The organism is Promicromonospora noduliphila, from assembly GCF_056951025.1.
The window spans coordinates 3,014,973-3,034,471 of record NZ_CM167806.1; the positions used below are offsets into that span (position 1 = coordinate 3,014,973).

The window sequence follows — 19,499 nt, forward strand, 5'->3', positions numbered from 1 at the left end:
GACCGTCACACCAGAGGGGTCACGATCGTCCTGTGCGCATGAGCGGGTACAGCGGAGCTGACGGCGGCGACACCGAGCGGCCCGCCACAGAACGGGGCGCCACAGAACGGGGCGCCACAGAACGGACAGCCACGGAACGGACAGCCACGGAACGGACAGCCACGGAACGGGTCGCGGCCGCCTCACGGGACGACCGGGCCTACCTGCTCGCCGTCGCGAGCCGGATCCTCGCGGACCCCACCGAGGCCGAGGACGTGGTGCAGGACGCGTTCGCGCGCCTGGCGACCCAGGACGTGGGCGAGATCCGGGACCTGCGCGGGTGGCTGGTCGTGGTCGTGCGGCGCCTCGCCCTGGACCGGATCGGTTCGGCGCACGGGCGGCTGTCGGCGCCGCACGACCCCACCACGTAGACCTTCGGCGCCGTGGCCGCCGCGCCGGACCCGGCCGACCGGGTCACCCTGGACGACGAGATCCGGCGCGCGCTGTCCGTCGTGCTGGCACGGCTCACGCCCGGCGAGCGCGCCGCGTTCCTGCTGCACGACGTGTTCGGCATCCCGTTCGAGACCGTCGCGGAGACGGTGGGCCGCACGCCCACCGCCGTCCGTCAGCTCGCCAGCCGCGCTCGGCGGGCGATCCGGGAAGCCGGCCCGACGCCCGAGTCACCGCGCGTGGACCCCGAGCTGCAGGACGTCGTGGACAGGTTCATCGCGGCGTGCGCCGGAGGCGACCTGGACGCGCTCGCCAGGGTGCTGCACCCCGACGTCTCCGGGTGGGCGACCCTCCGCGGCGCGCGCCTCGGGTTCGACACGGGCGCGGAGCGGGTGGCCACCGGATCGCTGCGCTACCTGGGCCCAGGCGGGGGCTGGACCCTGACGCCACTGGCCCTGGACGACGGGATAGCCGTGATCGCCACGCAGGACGGCGATCCGGTGGCGCTGATCCGCCTCCTGATCACGGACGGGCTGATCGCAGCGATCCACACCGTGCTGCTGCGCCGAGCGCCCGGGTTCAGGCCGAGCGCCGCCGCGCCGTGAAGGCGCGGCGGCGCTGGCACGCCGTCACTGTACGACGGCGGCGCGGGCACCCGCACGGAGCTCAGCGCCGCCCCACCCGCCCTGGCCGCAGGTCGAGCCGGCGCAGGAGCTGCGCGTTGAGCGCGACCACGACGGTCGAGAGCGACATCAGCACCGCGCCCGCCGACATCGGCATCACGAAGCCGACCGGCGCCAGCACGCCCGCGGCGAGCGGTACGGAGATCAGGTTGTACCCGGCCGCCCACCAGAGGTTCTGCTTCATCTTCCGGTAGCTGGCCCGGGACAGCTCGATCACCGACAGCACGGACCGGGGGTCGTCGCTGGCGAGGATGACGCCGGCCGACGCGATGGCGACGTCAGTACCGGCCCCGATCGCGATGCCGACGTCGGCCTGGGCCAGCGCGGGAGCGTCGTTGACGCCGTCGCCCACCATCGCGACCTTGCGGCCCTCGCCCTGGAGCTGCTGCACCTTGGCGGACTTGTCCTCGGGCCGCACGCCCGCGAAGTACCGGTCCACGCCGAGCTCCTCGGCCACCGACCGGGCCACCGCCTCGGCGTCGCCGGTGATCATGACCACCTGGACGCCCAGGTCGTGCAGCGCACGGACGGCGTCGGCGGACTCCTGGCGCACCTCGTCCGCGAGCTTGATGCCGCCGATCACCGCGCCGTCGCGCAGGACGTGCAGGATGATCGCGCCCTCGCGGCGCCACTCGTCGGCCACGTCCAGCTCGTCCCGGCCGGTCTCCTCCAGCAGGCGCGGCCCGCCGACGCGGACCTCGTGCCCGTCGACCGTCGCCGTCACGCCGACGGCGGGCGACGACGAGAACCCGGAGGCGCGCGGCACCGGCACGCCGCGCTCCTGCGCGGCCCGCACGATCGCCCTGGCCAGCGGGTGCTCGCTGTCCGACTCCGCGGCGGCCGCGAGCGCGACGAGCGTGTCGCCGTCGACGCCGCCGGCCGGCTGGGCCTCGACCACGGTCGGCTCCCCCTTGGTGAGGGTGCCGGTCTTGTCGAACAGCACGGTGTCGACGGTGCGCATGCTCTCCAGCGCCAGCCGGTCCTTGACCAGCACACCCCCGCGGGCGGCGCGCTCGGTGGCGATCGACACCACGAGCGGGATGGCCAGGCCGAGGGCGTGGGGGCACGCGATCACGAGCACGGTCACGGTCCGGATGACGGCGTCGTCCGGCATGCCCGCGAGGGACCAGACCACTGCCGTGACGGCGGCGGCCGCCAGGGCGAACCAGAACAGCCAGCCCGCCGCGACGTCGGCCAGGCGCTGGGCGCGCGACGACGAGTTCTGCGCCTCGGTGACCAGGCGCTGGATGCCGGCCAGGGCGGTGTCGTCGCCCGTCGCCGTCACCTCGATGCGCAGGCCGGAGTCCGTGGCGACCGTCCCGGCGGTCACGGACTCCCCCGGGGCGCGGGGTACCGGGCGCGACTCGCCCGTCACCATCGACTCGTCGAGTTCGGCACGCCCGTCGACGATCCGGCCGTCGGCGGGGATGCTGCCGCCCGGCCGCACGACGACGACGTCGCCCACCACGAGGTCCGCCGGGGCGACCTTGACGACCTGGTCGCCGTCCACGCGCTCCGCCTCGTCCGGCAGCAGCGCGGCGAGCGAGTCGAGGGCCGACGTCGTCTGCGCGAGCGAGCGCATCTCGATCCAGTGGCCCAGCAGCATGATCACGATCAGGAGCGCCAGCTCCCACCAGAAGTCGAGCTGGTGGTCGAGCAGCCCGAGGCTGGCGCCCAGCGATGCGACGAACGCGACGGTGATCGCGAGACCGATCAGCAGCATCATCCCCGGCTGGCGGGAGCGGAGCTCGCTGACGGCCCCGGTCAGGAACGGCGAGCCGCCCCAGACGTACATGACCGTGCCGAGCACGGGCGGGATCGCGGTGACCCAGCCGGCGTCGGGCAGGGTGTAGCCGAGGATCATCGAGAACATGGCCGAGAAGCCGACGACCGGCACGGCCAGGGCGAGCATGATCCAGAACAGGCGGCGGAACTGGGCTACGTGGTCGCCGTGGTCGGTGTGACCGGCGTGCGCGCCGTGCTCGGTGTGTGCCGCGTGATCGGTGTGTGCGTCGTGCCCAGCCTGTTCGTCGTGACCGGCGTGGTCGTGACCGGCGTGGCCATGACCAGCGTGGTCGTGCTGCGCAGCCGGCGGGGGCGCGACGGGCTGTCCGGTGGAGTGGTGGTGCGGCTCGCTCATGGGGAACAGCTCCTGGGTCGGTACGGATCTGTGGGCGCCAGTACCAACCTTCATACCCCTAGGGGGTATTCCCGTCAAGTGATGCCCGCGAGCGCCGACGACGCCGGCTGTGACCCAGGTCACTCGACACGTCCCCGACCGTCCCGCGTCCTATACGAGTGTGATCGGTGTTGCAGACCTGCCGGGTGCGTGCGCCGCCCGGCCCTGTCGTCCTATCAGAGGGGGCTGAGTGGATAGTCGGTCGCTCCGGCTGACGACGCCCCCGCTGCCGCCCGAGTCGCTCCTGCGTGCCGAGGAACACGTTCCCGCGCCGCCCCGCGGCGCGATCCGCAGGCCGACCGTCGAGAAGGTGCTCGACGGCGCGCTCCGCACGCGCCGGGCCGGCCTGGTGATACTGCGCGGTCCGCGCGGCACCGGCCGCCGGACGGCCGTCGCGCTGTGGTCGCGCCGGCTCGTCCGCGACGGGACGGTCGTCGTCTGGGTGGACGTCGCCGAGTCGAGCGCGCTGGACGGCCCCACGCTCGCCACGGCGGTCCGCGCGAGGCTCGCGTCCGTGACCGGCCAGGTCAGGTCCGACGGCGGCGGGCGGCTCGCGTACGCGGCGGGCGAGGCTGGCCCGGAGCTCGACACCGACGAGCCGGCCGCGGCCAGCCCCGCTGGCAAGGCGAGCACGACCCCCGAGAGTCTCGCCGCCGCGCTCGACGTCCACGAGGTGGTGCTTGTCGTCGACCGGCTGGGTACCGCCTCGGAGGCCGCGCTGGCGTACCTCGCCCGGGTGGCGGGCCTGCTGCGCAGGAGTCACGTCGTCGCGCTGACGGCGATGGCCCTGGCCGAGCCAGAGCCGACGTTCGGCGGGTGGTCGCACGCCGCCCTGCTCGGCGCGGCACCGAGCGATGCCGGTCCCGACATGGTCCCGCGCGGCCCCGGTCCCGGCACCACGCCGAGCGCCACCGGCCTCGGTCCGGCCCCGCACGCCGTCCCCCACGACACCGTCCCCCACGACACCGTCGCTCACGTAGAGCTCACCCTGCGCGACCTCGCCGTCCGACCCGCCGAGGCCCAGACCGCCGCCGCGGCGCTCGGCGCCAGCCTCAGCGGCGCGCAGGCGCGCCTCCTGGTGCGGGCCACGGCCGGCTGGGCGGCCGTCGTCCACCCGGTGCTGGCCGAGCTGCACCGCCTGGGCGCCGCCGGGGAGCCGGTCACCGACGACCTCGTGGCGACCGTCGCGGCGGCGCACCGGGCGGCGTTTCTGCGCGGGGCGCTGCCGGAGGCGGCGATCAGCGTGCTCGTCGAGGCGTGCCTGGCCCCGCAGTTCAGCCGGGGCGAGCTGACCGCGACGGGCCTGCTGTCGGCGGTCCCGGACGCGCACGTGTTCGTCGACCGGCTCGCGAGCACCGGCGTGCTGCGCGACGACCCGGCGTCGCCCGACGACGTCCTGGCCGTGGAGCCGGGCGTGCGCCGGGCGCTGCTCGACTACGCGCGCGGGCGGGACCCGGACGAGCTGCACCTGCGCGCCGCGAAGGCGGCCCGCCGCCGGGAGCGCGCGCACGACCCCCGCGGCGCCCTCCTGGTCGCGCTCGAGGCCGGCGACCCCGACCTGGTGCGTGACCTGCTGCGGGCCCTGTGGACCGACGTCCTGGACGGCCGCGACCCCACCCTGCCCGAGGCGCTGTGGAGCGCGGCGTCCGCGGCCGCCCAGCGGATGCCGGCCGAGCTGCGCGCGCTGCTGTCCGTCATCCGGAGCACGCCCGGGCGACCCGGCCGGCGAGAACCGCCGGCCGACCGCCCCGCCGCGCCCGACGAGCCCCTCGTGCTGTTCATCCGGACCGCGCGGCTGCGGCGGGCGGGCCGTCCCGCGGAGGCGCTCGGCCTGGCCCGCGCCTGGCTGCGGGTGGCGGACGGCGCGCCGGTGGTCGCGCGGATCCTCGTCGGCCTCCAGGCGGCGGTCTCGGCGGCCGAGGCCGGGCTGCTCCACGAGGCGTCGCGGTACGCGGAGACCGCACACCACAGCGCGCTCGGCGCCGGCACCCTGCCGCTGGCGGCCGCTGCGGCGGAGACGGCAGCCCTCGTCCACGCGCTCGACTCCGACGTGCGGACCGCCGACGACTGGTCCGTCGAGGCCGCCGCCCTGCCGGAGCCGCCCGGCTGGTGGCGGCACGCGGTCGGCGACGCGCCCGCCCTGGCCGCGGCCCTCTTCCACCTCGACCGGTTCCGGGACGACCTGCCGGGGCACCTGCTGGGCACGGCCCAGGAGGCGGCCCGGTCGGACCTCTGGTTCGTGGGGCTGCACGTGGACACCGTGGTGGCCGCCCTACGCGGGCAGGAGGAGCTCGCCGTGGACCAGCTCCGCGACGTCCTCGCCCAGCGCGGGCTGGTGCCGTCCGGGGCCGACCCGACCGCCGCCGACCTGCGCGTCCCGCCGCTGCTCGCCCTCGACCTGGGCCGGCTCTACCTGGCGCTGGGCCGCGGCACGAGCGCCCTGGTGGTCGCGGACGCCCTGACCACCGACACCCCGGCGTCCGCCCTGCTCGACGCACAGCTCCACCTCGCGCAGGGGCAGCACCACGAGGCGCTGCGCGCGGTTGCAGGCGTCGGCTCGGTCCGGGAGAGCTTCACGCCCGGGGCGCGCATCCAGGCGCACCTGATCGCGAGCGAGGCGCGCGCCGCCGTCGGCGATGCGGCCGGAGCGCGGCGCGAGCTCACGCACGCCATTGCCCTGGCGCGGCGGGGCGGCGGATACCTGCCCTTCTGGTGGGCGTCGCCGGAGGTGCTGCGTTCCGTCGCCGACGGCGCACCGGGCGAGCTGGGCGAACGGGTCGCCCAGGTGCTCCTCCGGCGCCGCGCCCCGGCCGACGTCGAGTTCGTGGTGGTGCCCGACCGGCAGCTTCTCGTGCTCAACGGGCTGGCCGACGGCCTGACGTCGACGCAGGTGGCCAAGGCGGCGTTCGTCTCGCACAACACGGTCAAGACGCAGATCCGGGAGGTCTACCGGCGGCTCGGCGTGCACGACCGGGCGGCGGCCCTCCAGCGGGCCAGGGAGCTGGGCCTGCTTGACCCGATGGTGCGCGCCCGGCTCAGGGCCGGCTCCCCGTCACGACCGTCACCGCGCCGAGCGTGAACGCGTCGCCGTCCGAGACGACGGTGACCTCCGCGCGCGGCGCGGCCAGGGCGACGGGCTGGAACGGCTTGACGTCCACGCCGAGCCCGTTGGCGTGCGACCAGCCCCACACGGTGGAGTCGAAGGCGTTGTCCGCCGTGCCCGCCCCGGCCGCCGCTGAGCCGTCCCACCGCTGCGGCACCAGCGGCGCGCCGTCCAGCAGGACCTGGTCGCCCGCGGCGCTCCGGTCGCCGTCCCACGCGATTGCGCCCACCCTGGCGGACGTACCCGCGCGGCCCGCCACGGCGAAGGTCGCCGTCTCGTCCGGGGTGGTGACGGGCATCCGCCCGTCGTAGACGATCGCGAGCCCGGAGGCGCCCGGGTCGGCGTCGGCAGGGCGGTGCACGACGACGAGGGCCCACCCCGCCCACCGGCCCGTGCCCGCGGTGGCGCACACGTCGGCCACCGCCCAGGTGCCGGCGCCGCCGTCCCGGACCAGGCCGGTGACGTCGGCGCTGGCCTGGTAGGCGGATCCCGCCCGGTCCACGGTCAGGTCGGCAGGTTGTCCGACGGCGGCCAGCGCACCGCCGGGCGGCGCCATCCGCACGGGCTCGACGTCGCCCGCGCAGGCGCCCGCCCAGTAGAGCCGCGCGGCGAGCACCTCGGCGCCGGCCGGGAGGTCGAGCTCGGTGGTGGACGAGCCGGTGCCGGTCCCCAGGTCGTCGACCGGCGTCATGTTCCAGCCGTTGTTGTTCAGCGCCTGCCCGCTGCCGATGCCGTCGGCGGCAGCCGCGCAGCCGGGGGCCGACGGCGCGCAGTGCAACGCCGGCGCGCCCACCTGGGTCACCGCCACGTCGCCGGTCGCGACGTAGCGGGCGGCGAGGGGGCTCTGGCGCACCGGCACCGCCCGGCTCGCGCCGACGGGCTCGACGTCGGCCCCGCGTACGTCCAGCCGCAGGTCGACGGTGCCCTCCGCGACGTCGGCGGCCACCAGCACCGGCACGAGCAGGGTGGACCGGCCGCCGGGCGCGACGCCGTCGACGGCGCAGGCCACGCCCGTGGGCGAGCCGGCACCGGCGGAGCAGGTCCACGCGGACACGGCGCGCGCGGCGCCCGCTGCGTCCAGCTCGACGCCGGGCGGCAGGGTCACGTCGACCGTCACGGCGCCGGTCGGGTCGGCGTTCGGGTTGGAGACCGTTGCGCCCAGCACGCCGGGGCGGCCGGGGACGAGGTCGCCCAGGTCGTCGTGCTCGATCTCCACGGCGAGCGGCTCGGGGTCCGGTGCGGGCGGGTCGGTGGGCGGCGGCGTGGGGCGCGGTCCGGGGGCGGGCGGGCCGGTGGGGGCCGGGTCGGGTTCCGGGGTGGGGTCGGGGCCTGGGGCCGGGTTGGTGCCCGGGGTCCGGTCCGGCTCGGGGGACGGAGCGCCGTCCGACGTTGAGTCGGGGGCCGGTGTCGGGTCGGGCGTGGGGGCGACGTCCGGCTCGTCGCCGGTATCGCGCGGGTCGGTGTCCTCGCCGGCCGGGGGCCGCTCGCCGTCGTCCGGCGGGCCTGCCGGGGGCTCGTCGGACGGCGGGACGCCGTCGCCGGGCGCACCCGTCCCGGGAATCCACGGCTCCTCGGGGCCGGACGCCGCGGCCGGCGGGTCGACGCGCCCCGACGGGTCGAGCACGTCCGAGGCGGCGACCGTCGCGAGGATGAGCAGGCTCACCAGCAGGACCGGCGCTGTGAGGAGCACCGCCCGGCGCGTGCCGCGGGGACGCGCCCACCACAGGCGTCGGGCGAGCGTGCGGGCTCGCCCGGTGAGGGCCAGGAGCGCGGCGAGGCCAGCGGCCGCTGTACCCGCCGCGTTCCCGCCACGGTCCGGCGCCTCCCCCGGCTCCGCCGCCGCGATCGGCAGCCCGAGCGGGAACAGGATCACGCGCATGCGCCGCTTGAGGTCCCGCATCTGCTCGACGGCGGCCGTGCAGTGCGCGCACGCCAGCACGTGCACGTCCACGCGGTGCTGCACCGGCGCGGCCAGCGTCTCCTGGACGTACCGGGCCAGGTGCGGCGCGTAGTCCTCGCACCCCGGCGCCACCCGGTCCTGGTGCGCCTGGAGGTACTCGCGCTGGAGCCGTTCGCGCGCCCGTCGGACGAGCGACGACACGGCGTTGGGCGAGATGCCCAGCAGCGGGGCCACGTGGGCGGGGGCCAGCTCGTGCACGTCGGCGTACCAGAGCACCCGGCGCCAGCGCGGCGGGAGGGCCGCGAACGCCCGGCGCACGCGCTGCTCGTCGTCGGCCGCGACCAAGGCGTCGGCGTCGTGGTGCGGCCGGTCGATCATCTCGGCCTCCGCCGGGACCGTCCGCTCCCGCGCCCGCAGGTAGCCGATCGCGGCGTTGCGCACGCTCGTCAGCAGGTACGAGCGGACGTTGGTCGACGGTCCTCCCCCGGCGCGCACCGCCGCCAGCAGCGAGGTGAACGCGTCCGCCACGACGTCCTCGACGGCAGGCCCGCTGCCCACCACCTGCCGCGCGACGCTCTCCGCCGTCCGGTGGTGCCGCACGTAGAGCTCGGCGAAGGCCTGGTCCTGCCCGGCGCGCAGGTCCGCGATCAGCGCCTCGTCCGACGCCGGGGTCGCCGCCGCGGCCGATCGTCGCACCCGAGCGGAACGAGGCAGATCGAGCATGCGCTGGCACTCCCTGACGCCGTGATGGACGTGGTGCTGAACCCGCACGTGGGCATGCCGCTGCCCACCCGAGCCACTCCGGGCCGGGCGCCGTGCGCGTCTGATTTCGCTGGATTTTACGGCTAAAGAGGCTGAAATCGCACATCACAGCTGGGTGATCCGGGGGGTGACCGGGGCGTTCCGGGTTGCGCGCGTCACCAACGGGTGGTTGGGCCGTCTAGCCCCGCGATGGAAACCACACCCGCACGTGACGACGCCCTCGGCACGCTGTGCGCCCGCTGGCGCAGGCGCACGCTCGCCGACGGCTGGCGCATGCCCGACGACTGGCCAGCCCCGGCCGCCGTCCGCCTCGCCGACGCCGTCCTGAACGACCTGCCGGCCGAGCCGCACGCCGAGGCGCTCGGCACGACCCGCGCCCTGAGCGGCGTCGGCGTGGTGGAGGGCCTGCGCGACGTCGCCACGCTCTACGCCGTGCACTTCAAGCCCGTGCCCGCCTCGGTCATGCTGGCGTTCGCGTCGGGCTGGGAGGCCGCCGACGCCGGGCCGGCGGACCTGCCGGTGCGCGCGGGGATGAGCGGCCTGCCGCGCTACGAGGAGTTCCTGGCGCGGGCCACCGACGTCCTCGCGGGCGCCCAGGGCGCGCGCGAGGGCAGGTCACCCGTGCTGGTGACCCTCGACGGCAGGCTCGACCAGGACGACGGCGGCGCGGGCGGGCCGACGGGCGAGAGCGGACCGGTCGGGGCGGCCGCCCAGCTCGCGCGCTGGGAGCGTGACGTGCTGCTCGGCGAGGCCGTGCACCTGGCCTTCGACGCCGACGACCCCGCCGGCTACCAGGACGGGGTGGCCATGGTGCTCGGGTGGTCGGAGCCCAGGGGGCAGGTCCGGGCCGCCGTCGAGCTCGCCCGGACCACCCTGACCCGGCTGTCCCGGCACGGCGCGGGCCTGCTGCGCACCCCGGTCCGGATCACGGTGCGGGCACTGCCGGACGACCCGGCCGCGCTGCGGCGGCTGGTGGGCGTGGACGTCGGCGTGGACGGGGCCGCGTGATGGGCGCGCGGTCAGTCGCGCTCGTGCATCCGGCGCGCGACGAATCGCCGGATCGATTCGCGGGCGCGCACGAGCAGGGCCGCGACGGCGTTCTTCGAGATCCCCAGGTCGGTGGCCACCACGGAGATGGAGACGCCCTCGAACACCGTGCGCTCGAGCGCGTACCGCTGGCGGGGCGGGCAGGCGGCCAGGCCCGCGAGGACGTCGGCGAGCTCCATGGAGGACACGACCGCCGCCGCGGTGTCGTCGTCCGCCGGCACGTCGTGGGCCTCGTCGATCACCGTGGTCGGCAGGGTCTTGCGGCGCGAGCGGTCGGTGGCGATGTTGCGCACCGTGCGGGCCACGTAGGTCTTCGCGTACTCGCGCGGGCCGCGGCCCTCGCGCAGCAGCGACAGGATGCGGACGAACGCCTCGGCGGCGAGGTCGTCGGCGTCGGTCAGGTCGCGGGTGTAGCGGCGGGCGACCTTGAGCGCGTAGGCGTAGTGCCGGCGCCAGACCAGGTCGATCGCGGTCATGTCGCCGGACCGCGCGCGGTTGAAGAGCTCCGTGTCACCCGGCTCGCCCGGCTCCTCCGGCTCGTCCGCTGGTCTCGTCGCGTCCGCCGCGTGCTCCGCAGCGCTCACCGAAAGACCGATCTCGCGCTGCCACGTCACCGTCGTCACCGACATCCCAGCTCCCCTCCTCGCAGTGACGGCCCGCTCGGCTCGGCCGGGACCGTCGGCGCACGGGTGTGCGCGATGGGGAAGACGTGAGAGCGGTGGCGGCGTGTCGGACGCCACAGAGGTGATCGACAGGGTGATCTGCCTGGTCAGAGTGGGTGATCCGGCGTCGTGACGCCCGCGTTCCGGCGTCTTGACGCCCTGAGGGCCGGCGCCGTCGTGCGCTGTTCCCCGCCCCGCCCGTGACCACGAGGAGCCACCCATGAGCAGCCTGCCCGCCGCCGTATCGCCCGAACCCGCCGTGTCCCGTCCGGCCTGGCGGGCGGTCGCCGTCACGCTGCGCCTCGTGGTCGCGGGCGCCGTCGCCGTGCTGGCCGCGGTGGTGCTGACGTCGGTCGAGCGGTTTCAGTACGCGGAGGCCGCCGTCGCGGCGTGGACCCTCGCCGAGGTGCTGGGCCGGCCGTCCCGGCTGCTGACCACCGAGCCGACCTACCTCTTCCAGAAGGTCCCTGGCGACGACACCTCGTGGACGGGGCTCGTGGTGACGCACGAGTGCTCGGCCGCGCTGTTCGTGGGCGGCACGCTGGCCCTGACCGCCGTCCTGCTGGCGGTGTGGCACCGGGCGCGGGCCGGCCGGCTCCTGGCGGCCGCCCTCACCGCCGTCGTGCTGCTCTGCCTGGTCAACACGACGCGCCTGGTGCTGATCGGCGAGTCGGCGGCGCGCTGGGGTGAGGTGGGCTTCGGGTGGATGCACACCGTGGTGGGCACGTTCCTCATGGTCGCGACGCTCGCGCTCTGCGCGGTGCTGTTCGCCCGGATCGGGCTGCTGCGCTCCGCGAAGAAGTGACGCAGGTCACCCGTCACCGTCGCGCTCGGGTCCCGTCCATCTGAGTGCACCCGCGGCCCGTCACCAGGTCGCGGGTGCACCTCGGGCGGTCGGCTACGTGGTCGACGACCGCACGGGATCGGTAGGTCCGGTCTCTCCGCTGGGGGGAGAACAGGGCGATGTCCCGCCACTCCTGGGGAGTGGCGGGACATTTCCGTGAACGACGACGAGCTCCGAGCCGAGCCTGTCAGGATGCCAGTACTCACTTGTATAAGTAGAGACCGGCAGGTCGAGGCCACCACCGCGTTCTACGCGCCCGACCCGACCTGACGTCTGCGAGCCATGCGACGCCATGTCGTCCCGCACCGAGAAGGAACCCGCGTCATGAAGTACACCAACTCGATCGAGATCGCCCTGCCGCGGGAGAGGGTGGCCCAGATGCTGGCGGACCCGGCACTCCTCCCGAAGTGGCTGCGGGGCATGGTGGTGCACGAGCCGCTGAGTGGGGTGCACGGGCAGCTCGGCACCACGTCACGGGTCGTGCTGCAGTCGGGGAAGCAGAAGATCGAGGGCACCGAGACGATCACCCGGCGGGAGCCGGCAGACCTGCACGGGATCCCCGAAGGGGCCGTGGTTCACTTCGACCGCGAGATCGTCGCCGCGGGCATGTGGAGCGTCGTCCGCGATTCGCTGACCGAAGCCGGCCCGACGACGACGCTCTGGAAGCAGGAGAGCGAGTACCGGTTCGACAGCGTGCTGATGCGGCTGATGGGGCGCCTCATGCCCGGTGCCTTCCGCAAGCAGTCGCAGCAGCACATGGAGGATTTCAAGGCGTTCGCCGAACAGGGCAAGGACGTCCGCGAAAGAAGCAACTGATCTCCGCCGCCAGCATCACCCCGATCTACCGCTGTAGCACTAGCTCTGCGCGAGCCGGAGCGCCTTCTCCGTGAAGTAGCTGACCTCGCCGTCGGCATCCTCGACGCCGAAGACGAACTTGCCCGAGGGTGTTGCCCGGACGTCGACCACTACGCCGCCTCCGCGCGTGGTGATGACGTCTGCTCCTGGCGTGAAGACCGTGTCGCTCATACGCGAGATTATGCGGGCGTCCGACGGCGGTCCGCCTCCCCCGCGAGACGGATAACGGTGCGTGCGCGCCGGGTCCTGGTCTCGGCACCGTGTCGATTGGTCAGCACAGACTGTATGGTCAGTACATGCTGACTCTTGCCTCGCGGCTGGACGTGATGAACCGCCTCGGGCGGGCGATGGCTGACCCGACCCGGTCCCGGATCCTGCTCAGCCTGATCGACCAACCCGGGTACCCCGCCCAGCTCGCGCGCGACCTCGACCTGACGCGCACGAACGTGTCCAACCACCTGGCGTGCCTGCGGGGGTGCGGCATCGTCGTGGCTACGCCCGAGGGTCGGCAGACCCGGTACGAGATCGCCGACCCGCACCTGACCCGCGCGATCGGAGTGCTGGTGGAGACGGTGCTCGCGGTCGACGACGGGGTCCCGTGCACGGACGAGAACTGCGACGTCCCGCTGTGCTGCGGCCCGGGAGCGACCGCGTGAGCGCCGTCCTGGTGCCCGCACGGGTGCCGGTGCTGCGGCGGCGGATCCGCTGGGTCGTCGCGATCACGATCGCCTACAACCTGATCGAAGCAGTGATCGCCCTCATCGCCGGCGGGGCCGCGTCGTCAGCGGCGCTGATCGGGTTCGGCCTGGACTCGATCGTCGAGGTGCTCTCGGCGGCCGCGGTCGCCTGGCAGTTCGCCGCCCCGGACCCCGAGGCCCGGGAGAAGACCGCGCTGCGCGTCATCGCGGTGTCGTTCTTCGCCCTGGCCGCCTACGTCACCGTGGACGCCGCACTGTCCCTGGCCGGGCTGCGCGAGCCGGAGCACAGCCCGGTCGGGATCGCCCTGGCCGCCGTCAGCCTGGTGGTGATGCCGTTCCTGAGCTGGTTCGAACGCCGCACCGGGCGCGAGCTCGGCTCGGCCAGCGCGATCGCGGACTCCAAGCAGACCCTGATCTGCACCTACCTGTCCGCCGCGCTGCTGGTCGGGCTGCTGCTCAACAGCCTGCTGGGCTGGACCTGGGCCGACGCCGTGGCGGCCCTGGTGATCGCCGGGTTCGCGGTCAAGGAAGGCCTGGAGGCCTGGCGTGGCGACGCCTGCGCGGTCCCTGTCGCGGCACTGACCGGTGAGATCGAGGTCGAGCACGGTCACGACGACGGCAGTAGTCACCACCACGACAAGTACCGTCACGAGGAGTGAATGCCGGATGTCGAGCAACAGGCCGAACATCGGACCGTTGAACCAGCTCCCGATCGCCTGCACGCTGCCCAGCCTGGACGCGGCCAGGGAGCAGGTCGCCAAGTGGCAGGCGTTCGACGCCGACTACGCCCTGGAGCAGGAACGCACCGAGACGACCCTGACCGTCCACTACGCCAAGGTCGACGACTCCGTCCAGCGGCTGCGTGACCTGGTCGCGGTGGAGAAGGAGTGCTGCGCGTTCGTGGACTGGGCCATCGACGAGACCCACCACGACCTCCGCCTGGTCGTGACCGGCACCTCCGAGCGGCTGGCCGCGCTCAACGTCGGATCGGAAGGGTAGGCGGGGCCCGCTCTATGCTTCACGTGCTCCACGCGTCGCCGACGACGTCCAGGTCCGACACGTGTGTAGCGGGTGACAGCGTCGACGCCCCAGGAGGTACTGGTGACGCTGGTGATCGGCGTGTCCCAGAAGTACCTGGAGTGGGTGCAGGACGAGACTCAACAGAAGTGACCGCTCGGGATGCTTCCTCATTTCGGCACTTTCCCGTTGTGGAAACTCGATCCTCTTGCCCAGGCGTCTTCTGCCACGAACAATCGAACGCGACAGCAGGCCAGCGGAAAGGAAACACCATGAAGGTCACGATGCTCGCCAAGGATTGCGACAAGAAGGACTGCCCGACGATCTACCAGACCGACCGAGGCACGATCCTCGTGCAGGGTGAAACACCAGCTGATCACGATCTGACGATCCCCGCGCACGAGACACTCGTAGAGATCCCCGTGGACCTGGTCCGAAAGGCTTTCGGTGACCAGCTTGCCGTCTAGGTGTTGCGGGGCAGAAGGTTGATGACGCTGGGACGTCGGCAGACAATCAGGGTCTGTGCCCGGGATCCCATAACCCCGTTGCGGTACCGGCCTGAAGGTGCTTGCTGTACACGCCGACCTTCCATTCAATCAGCGCGTGGCATTCTTCGAGCGCGTGGATCTGGGCCTCGAGGCGTTGGCGGTGTTCGTCGAGGAGCTTGAGTCGTTCGTCCTCGTTGCCTGACCCTTGCCTGACGAGGGCCGCGAACCTAGTCAGGTCTGCGAGCGGCATGCCGGACTCCCGGAGCTTGACGCAGATCTGGAGCCAGTCGATGTCGACGGCGGTGTAGATGCGGCGACCGCCGGACGTTCGTTGGACTGGGCCGATGAGCAAGTCTTGTCGCTCGTAGTAGCGCAGCGCGTGAACGCTGCGGCCGGTACGCTCGGCGACCTCGCCGATCGTGAAGGTGTCCTGCTGCCGCGCATCGATCGTCATGCCACACCCTTCCGCGCTTGATCTAGAGTCCGCTCTAGATTCTAGGTTCGCGGCATGAAGATCAACCAACAGATACCGCTCCAGTCAGGATTCACGGCCGCGTCCTCGGCGGAGGAGGTGATAGCCGGCGTCGATCTCGGGGGCAAGACGGCGCTGGTCACCGGCGGGTATTCCGGCCTGGGGCTGGAAACCACGCGGGCCCTGGTGAAGGCGGGAGCACGGGTGCTCGTGCCGGCGCGGCGTCCGGACCTCGCCACGTCCCGGCTGGATGGCCTCGAGGGCGTTTCGGTGATTCCGATGGACCTCGCCGATCTCGTGAGTGTGCGCAGGGCTGGCGAGCGCCTCTGTGAGTCCGAACCGAAGCTGGACATCGCAATCGCTGCCGCTGGGGTCATGGCCTCACCAGAGCGGCGTGTCGGACCCGGATGGGAGAGCCAGTTCGTCATCAACCACCTGGGCCACTTCGTCCTCATCAACCTGCTGCTCCCGCTGCTTGCGAACGCCGGCGGTGCTCGCGTGGTGTCGTACTCCTCGGCTGGACACCACCTGTCTGATATCCGCTGGGACGACATGGACTTCGACCACGGCTACGACAAATGGCTGGCGTATGGTCAGTCGAAGACGGCCAACGTCTTGTTTGCAGTGCACCTTGACGCAATCGGGAAGAACGACGGAATCCGCGCCTTCTCCCTACATCCCGGGGCCATCATCACCGACCTGCAGCGCGACATGACAGTAGCCGAACAGGTCGAGCGGGGGTGGATTGACGCGGAAGGGAATGTCATTGGGTCCGGCTTCAAGACGCCGAGCCAGGGCGCGGCGACCGGGCTGTGGGCGGCGACGTCCCCCGTGCTGGACGGCCGTGGCGGGGTCTACTGCGAGGAGTGCGACATCGCGCCGCTCGCAAGCCCGGGAGGATCGATGGACGATGGTGGTGTTCGTGGCTATGCCATCGACCCCGAAAGTGCCGAGCGTCTATGGCAGGTGTCGGCCCAGATCACCGGTGTCAACATCGATGGCGGAGCGACCGAGTGACTCACGCCAACGCGCCATTGTCCATCGAGGGCCGTCGGCGGCTGATCGAGCGGTGCCGAACCCGACCAATCGCTCACGTTGCAGCTGAGATGGGCATCTCGCGCGCCTGCGCATCGAAGTGGGTCAACCGCTGGCGGCGTCACGGTGAGGCCGGACTTCGAGACGGCTCGTCGACTCCGCATCGGAGTCCGCACGCGACACCCGCCTGGGTCGTCGAACACATCGAGACCTGGCGTCGAGAACACAAATGGTCAGCCCAGCGCATCACCGACGAGCTCGCCGACCTGGGCTACCGGATCAACCGGCGCACCGTGACCCGACACCTGACCAGACTCGGCCTCGGCCGACGACGGTTCATCGACCCTGACGGCGACAACAACCGCAAGCCGGGCAAGATCACCGCCCGCCGGCCCGGGCAGATGGTGCACCTGGACGTGAAGAAGGTCGGCAGGATCCCCGACGGCGGCGGATGGCGCATCCACGGCCGCGACAGCGACCAAGCAAAGGCCGCCGACCGCGCCAAGTCAGCCGGCGCGCGGCGCGGGTATACCTACCTGCACTCGGCCATCGACGGTTTCTCCCGGCTCTCCTACACCGAGCCTTTACTCGACGAGAAGGGAGCCACCGCGGCGGCGTTCCTTGCCCGTGCCAAGGTCTGGTTCGCCGCCCACGGCATCACCCACATCCATCGCGTCATCACCGACAACGGTGCGTGCTATCGCTCCGGAGACTTCGCTCGAATCGTCGGAACCCGGTCCCGGCATCAGAAGACCAAGCCCTACACGCCTCGCCACAACGGGAAGGTGGAACGCTATCAGCGGATCCTGGCCGAAGAACTGCTCTACGCCCGCGACTTCACCAGCGAGGACGCGCGCTCAGCCGCGATCGCGGTCTGGAACATTCACTACAACTACCACCGACCACACTCCGGCGCAGGCGGTCAGCCACCGGCATCGCGACTGCGGGACGGTGTCACCAACGTCCAGCCCTTCAGCTTGAGGCCGTGAGCAGCGATCTCCGCGACCGCCGGGACCGTCCACGGCCAGACTCCTTCCTCGACCAGGGCGGGCTTGACCCGCAATCCCTCGATCAGCACCGCACCAGGCTAACGACACCGAGCACGAGGAGACCTATGACGCACGAGGACCGCCACGACTGGCTCGTCGAGCACCTTGCTAGGGCAGCTCAGCGCCTGGGCGTCACCATCGAGGGCGAACCAGTTCACGGGCTCTACGACCGCACCCTAGCTGCCCGGACGTCGGGACCAGCCTGGTTGCGGGTCACCGCGCAACTACCCGAGTGGACCAAGGACGAGATGTGGGAGGGCATCGCTACCGCGGCCGGCGAGCCGTTCGACGACATCCCCATGCCGCGCCACCTCCGGTCTGTCGAATGGACGGAGGACCATCGCGTGGTTCGGGCGGACCTGCTCACCTATGTCGACCAGCAGGCCATCGGCACCGGTCTCCTCCTGGAGCATCACGTTGATCTGCCCGGCTCCTGGTGGAAGGCGCTGCGGGCCGGACTGGAGCCGCTGCAGCGCGTGACCGCTACCGAGCGGATGGCTGTCGGCTTCCGCGAGCGCGACTTTCTCGACTATCTCCTGGCCCTCTTCGGCGTCCAGATCGACCCCGATCGTGTCGAAATGACCATGGCCCACGGTGACCTGCACTTCGGCAACCTCACCGCACCCGACCTGGTCATCCTGGACTGGGAGAGCTGGGGATGGGCACCAGCCGGGTACGACGCCGCCCACCTGCTGTCCTCGGCCATCCTCCATCCGACCTCGTCACCCGCGCGAGGACCGAGTTCGCCGACATCCTGGACACCTACACCGGCGGCGTCGCACAACTGGTCGCCGCATCCAAGTACCTCCACCACGTCACCAACGGCAGGTTCCGCCAAGCCACCATCCCCCTCCGCCGCCACGCCGAAACCGTCATCCGCCAACAGCTCGAGCGCTGACGATCGTTCTGACGACTCGCTGGAGATACGGCACCGCCCTGGGTGGGTGGCAGATGACCTGCCACCCACCCAGGGCGCAATCAGAAGGAATCAGAAGGTCAGGCCTTCATCCGACGGCGCAGCCCCAGGCCGCCGACCCCCGCGAGCGCCAGTAGAGCGCCCCCGAGGCCCACCATCGGCACCGGCGGCTCCTCCGCCTCGGTCACCGTGACCGTCACCGTCGCCTCGACCTCGACGCCGTCCGGACCGGTCACCCGGTAGGTGAAGGTGTCGGTGCCGGTGAACCCGGCCGGCGGGGTGTAGGTGACGGTGCCGTCACCGTTGTCGACAACGGTCCCACCCTCGGTCGTGGAGGTGTCCACCTCCCAGCCGGTCGACCCCTCTGGGATCGTGTCGTTCTCCCTGATGCCGATGTCCACCGGCGTGTCCTTGGTCGTGGAGTCCGAGTCGTTGGCCAGAATCGCCGGCTCGCACGCGAACTCGCCGGTGAACTGGGCCAGGAAGCCTTCAGCCCCGGGCGAGCTGGCGATCTGCACGATGATCGTGTTCCGGCCGGTCTGCCAGCCATCGGCCAGAGTGACGGACGCCTGGCCGCCCTCGACGAATCCCCCGTTGTAGTACGGGTTGTTGGCCCACTGGGAGTTGGTGATCGCCGGCAGGCTCGCGTTGGTCGAGCTCTGCGCCTGACCGTTGACCCACACCTCCATCACGGTGTTGTCCGCGAAGAAGTCCAGGCCGACCGAGTCCAGTGCCACGCCCGGGGCGAGGTTGAAGTTGTACCGGTAGTAGTACATCTCACCCTCGAAGTTCGATGGGTCCGGCTGCCCGTTGGGCAGCAGGTCGTAGTCGGCGTGCACCCCGTCGGGGGTACGGGAGATGTACTGCGCGTCACCGACACCGGTCCCGCCGGTCCACGCCGGGTGCCGCACGACATAGGCGTCCTCCCACGTCGCCCCCTGCGGGGGCAGCGCGACCGTGCGCGGCGGGTTCGCCACGCCCCAGGTCTGCGCGTACGGGACGTCGTAGTACGGCCCGGTCGACTGCCAGTGCAGATCCCTGCTGCCGTTCGGCAGGATCTGGCCCGACGACGAGTTGTAGCCCGTGTTGAAGATCGTCGGATCGCTCGAACAGTCCAGCGTCGGTGCGGTCGCGGCACTGGCCGTACTGCTGAACGCCACACCCAACCCGCTGGCGAGGACGCCGGTCAGTACTCCCACCGCTGCGAGCCGGCGGCCATGGGCCGCCGCTCGCGATGTCATACGTCGGGTCACGAAATATCTCCCTTGCTCATGCGCCCCTGCGGGCGCTCTTGCCACACGGCTGAGGTCCGTGCTTGCGAGATCAGACGCGACCTATCCGGCCCGGTGACGGTCTCCGC

General features: G+C 72.5%; 20 protein-coding genes. 13 read left to right on the top strand and 7 right to left on the bottom strand.

Features of this window, described 5'->3' with window-relative positions:
• Positions 1-38: 38 nt before the first annotated feature.
• Together AC0QU1_RS13190 and AC0QU1_RS13195 are read left to right on the top strand one after the other, a co-directional pair.
• On the top strand, positions 39-410 hold the full coding sequence (locus AC0QU1_RS13190; RefSeq protein ID WP_483569805.1) for a sigma factor: 372 nt from the start codon (positions 39-41) through the stop codon (positions 408-410).
• 12 nt (positions 411-422) lie between these two features.
• Entirely contained in the window at positions 423-1,034 is a 612-nt protein-coding gene (locus AC0QU1_RS13195) for a sigma factor-like helix-turn-helix DNA-binding protein (RefSeq protein WP_483569806.1), read from the top strand.
• Positions 1,035-1,095: 61 nt separating this feature from the next.
• Here the strand turns inward: AC0QU1_RS13195 and AC0QU1_RS13200 are convergent, their stop codons facing one another.
• Entirely contained in the window at positions 1,096-3,252 is a 2,157-nt protein-coding gene (locus AC0QU1_RS13200) for a heavy metal translocating P-type ATPase (protein WP_483569807.1), read from the bottom strand.
• Positions 3,253-3,481: 229 nt separating this feature from the next.
• Here AC0QU1_RS13200 and AC0QU1_RS13205 point away from each other — a divergent pair, with 229 nt between their 5' ends.
• A complete protein-coding gene (locus tag AC0QU1_RS13205; RefSeq protein ID WP_483616532.1) occupies positions 3,482-6,370 on the top strand; it encodes a LuxR C-terminal-related transcriptional regulator in 2,889 nt (962 codons plus the stop codon).
• On the opposite strand, the gene AC0QU1_RS13210 is transcribed toward AC0QU1_RS13205, so the two are convergent.
• Positions 6,327-9,017 (bottom strand): sigma-70 family RNA polymerase sigma factor, encoded by a 2,691-nt coding sequence (locus tag AC0QU1_RS13210; protein ID WP_483616208.1) that lies wholly within the window; start codon positions 9,015-9,017, stop codon positions 6,327-6,329. The genes AC0QU1_RS13205 and AC0QU1_RS13210 overlap by 44 nt on opposite strands.
• 228 nt (positions 9,018-9,245) lie before the next feature.
• Here AC0QU1_RS13210 and AC0QU1_RS13215 point away from each other — a divergent pair, with 228 nt between their 5' ends.
• The gene (locus tag AC0QU1_RS13215; protein WP_483569811.1) at positions 9,246-10,064 is read left to right on the top strand and encodes a hypothetical protein; all 819 of its coding nucleotides are present in this window, start codon (positions 9,246-9,248) and stop codon (positions 10,062-10,064) included.
• 11 nt (positions 10,065-10,075) lie between these two features.
• Here AC0QU1_RS13215 and AC0QU1_RS13220 read toward each other — a convergent pair whose 3' ends face one another.
• Positions 10,076-10,732, bottom strand: coding sequence for an RNA polymerase sigma factor (locus AC0QU1_RS13220; RefSeq protein ID WP_483569812.1), 657 nt, complete (start codon positions 10,730-10,732; stop codon positions 10,076-10,078).
• Between the two features lie 253 nt (positions 10,733-10,985).
• On the opposite strand from AC0QU1_RS13220, the gene AC0QU1_RS13225 reads away from it, so the two are divergent.
• Entirely contained in the window at positions 10,986-11,570 is a 585-nt protein-coding gene (locus tag AC0QU1_RS13225; protein WP_483569813.1) for a hypothetical protein, read from the top strand.
• Between the two features lie 363 nt (positions 11,571-11,933).
• Positions 11,934-12,425: an SRPBCC family protein gene (locus AC0QU1_RS13230; protein ID WP_483569814.1), complete on the top strand. Its 492-nt coding sequence runs from the start codon at positions 11,934-11,936 to the stop codon at positions 12,423-12,425.
• Positions 12,426-12,464: 39 nt separating this feature from the next.
• On the opposite strand, the gene AC0QU1_RS13235 is transcribed toward AC0QU1_RS13230, so the two are convergent.
• On the bottom strand, positions 12,465-12,635 hold the full coding sequence (locus AC0QU1_RS13235) for a hypothetical protein (protein WP_483569815.1): 171 nt from the start codon (positions 12,633-12,635) through the stop codon (positions 12,465-12,467).
• 125 nt (positions 12,636-12,760) lie between these two features.
• Here AC0QU1_RS13235 and cmtR point away from each other — a divergent pair, with 125 nt between their 5' ends.
• From cmtR to AC0QU1_RS13255, 4 genes are all read left to right on the top strand, one after another.
• Complete coding sequence (gene cmtR / locus AC0QU1_RS13240) at positions 12,761-13,120, top strand: Cd(II)/Pb(II)-sensing metalloregulatory transcriptional regulator CmtR (RefSeq protein ID WP_483569816.1); 360 nt, start codon at positions 12,761-12,763, stop codon at positions 13,118-13,120.
• Complete coding sequence (locus AC0QU1_RS13245) at positions 13,117-13,821, top strand: cation efflux transmembrane domain-containing protein (RefSeq protein WP_483569817.1); 705 nt, start codon at positions 13,117-13,119, stop codon at positions 13,819-13,821. Before cmtR ends, AC0QU1_RS13245 begins: the two co-directional genes overlap by 4 nt.
• 7 nt (positions 13,822-13,828) lie before the next feature.
• Positions 13,829-14,161 carry a hypothetical protein gene (locus AC0QU1_RS13250; RefSeq protein WP_483569818.1) on the top strand — a complete coding sequence of 111 codons (333 nt, stop codon included), beginning with the start codon at positions 13,829-13,831 and terminating at the stop codon, positions 14,159-14,161.
• A gap of 290 nt (positions 14,162-14,451) precedes the next feature.
• Entirely contained in the window at positions 14,452-14,646 is a 195-nt protein-coding gene (locus AC0QU1_RS13255) for a hypothetical protein (protein WP_483569819.1), read from the top strand.
• A 46-nt stretch (positions 14,647-14,692) separates the two neighbouring features.
• Here AC0QU1_RS13255 and AC0QU1_RS13260 read toward each other — a convergent pair whose 3' ends face one another.
• Positions 14,693-15,121, bottom strand: coding sequence for a MerR family transcriptional regulator (locus tag AC0QU1_RS13260; RefSeq protein WP_483569820.1), 429 nt, complete (start codon positions 15,119-15,121; stop codon positions 14,693-14,695).
• Positions 15,122-15,175: 54 nt separating this feature from the next.
• Here AC0QU1_RS13260 and AC0QU1_RS13265 point away from each other — a divergent pair, with 54 nt between their 5' ends.
• Complete coding sequence (locus AC0QU1_RS13265) at positions 15,176-16,156, top strand: SDR family NAD(P)-dependent oxidoreductase (protein WP_483569821.1); 981 nt, start codon at positions 15,176-15,178, stop codon at positions 16,154-16,156.
• Entirely contained in the window at positions 16,153-17,163 is a 1,011-nt protein-coding gene (locus tag AC0QU1_RS13270) for an IS481 family transposase (protein ID WP_483569822.1), read from the top strand. Before AC0QU1_RS13265 ends, AC0QU1_RS13270 begins: the two co-directional genes overlap by 4 nt.
• A 284-nt stretch (positions 17,164-17,447) precedes the next feature.
• Here AC0QU1_RS13270 and AC0QU1_RS13275 read toward each other — a convergent pair whose 3' ends face one another.
• Positions 17,448-17,828, bottom strand: a complete 381-nt coding sequence (locus AC0QU1_RS13275) for a hypothetical protein (RefSeq protein ID WP_483569823.1) — start codon at positions 17,826-17,828, stop codon at positions 17,448-17,450.
• Between the two features lie 53 nt (positions 17,829-17,881).
• On the opposite strand from AC0QU1_RS13275, the gene AC0QU1_RS13280 reads away from it, so the two are divergent.
• Positions 17,882-18,121 carry a hypothetical protein gene (locus AC0QU1_RS13280; RefSeq protein WP_483569824.1) on the top strand — a complete coding sequence of 80 codons (240 nt, stop codon included), beginning with the start codon at positions 17,882-17,884 and terminating at the stop codon, positions 18,119-18,121.
• Positions 18,122-18,219: 98 nt separating this feature from the next.
• Here the strand turns inward: AC0QU1_RS13280 and AC0QU1_RS13285 are convergent, their stop codons facing one another.
• Positions 18,220-19,392, bottom strand: coding sequence for an Ig-like domain-containing protein (locus AC0QU1_RS13285; RefSeq protein WP_483569825.1), 1,173 nt, complete (start codon positions 19,390-19,392; stop codon positions 18,220-18,222).
• Positions 19,393-19,499: the final 107 nt, after the last annotated feature.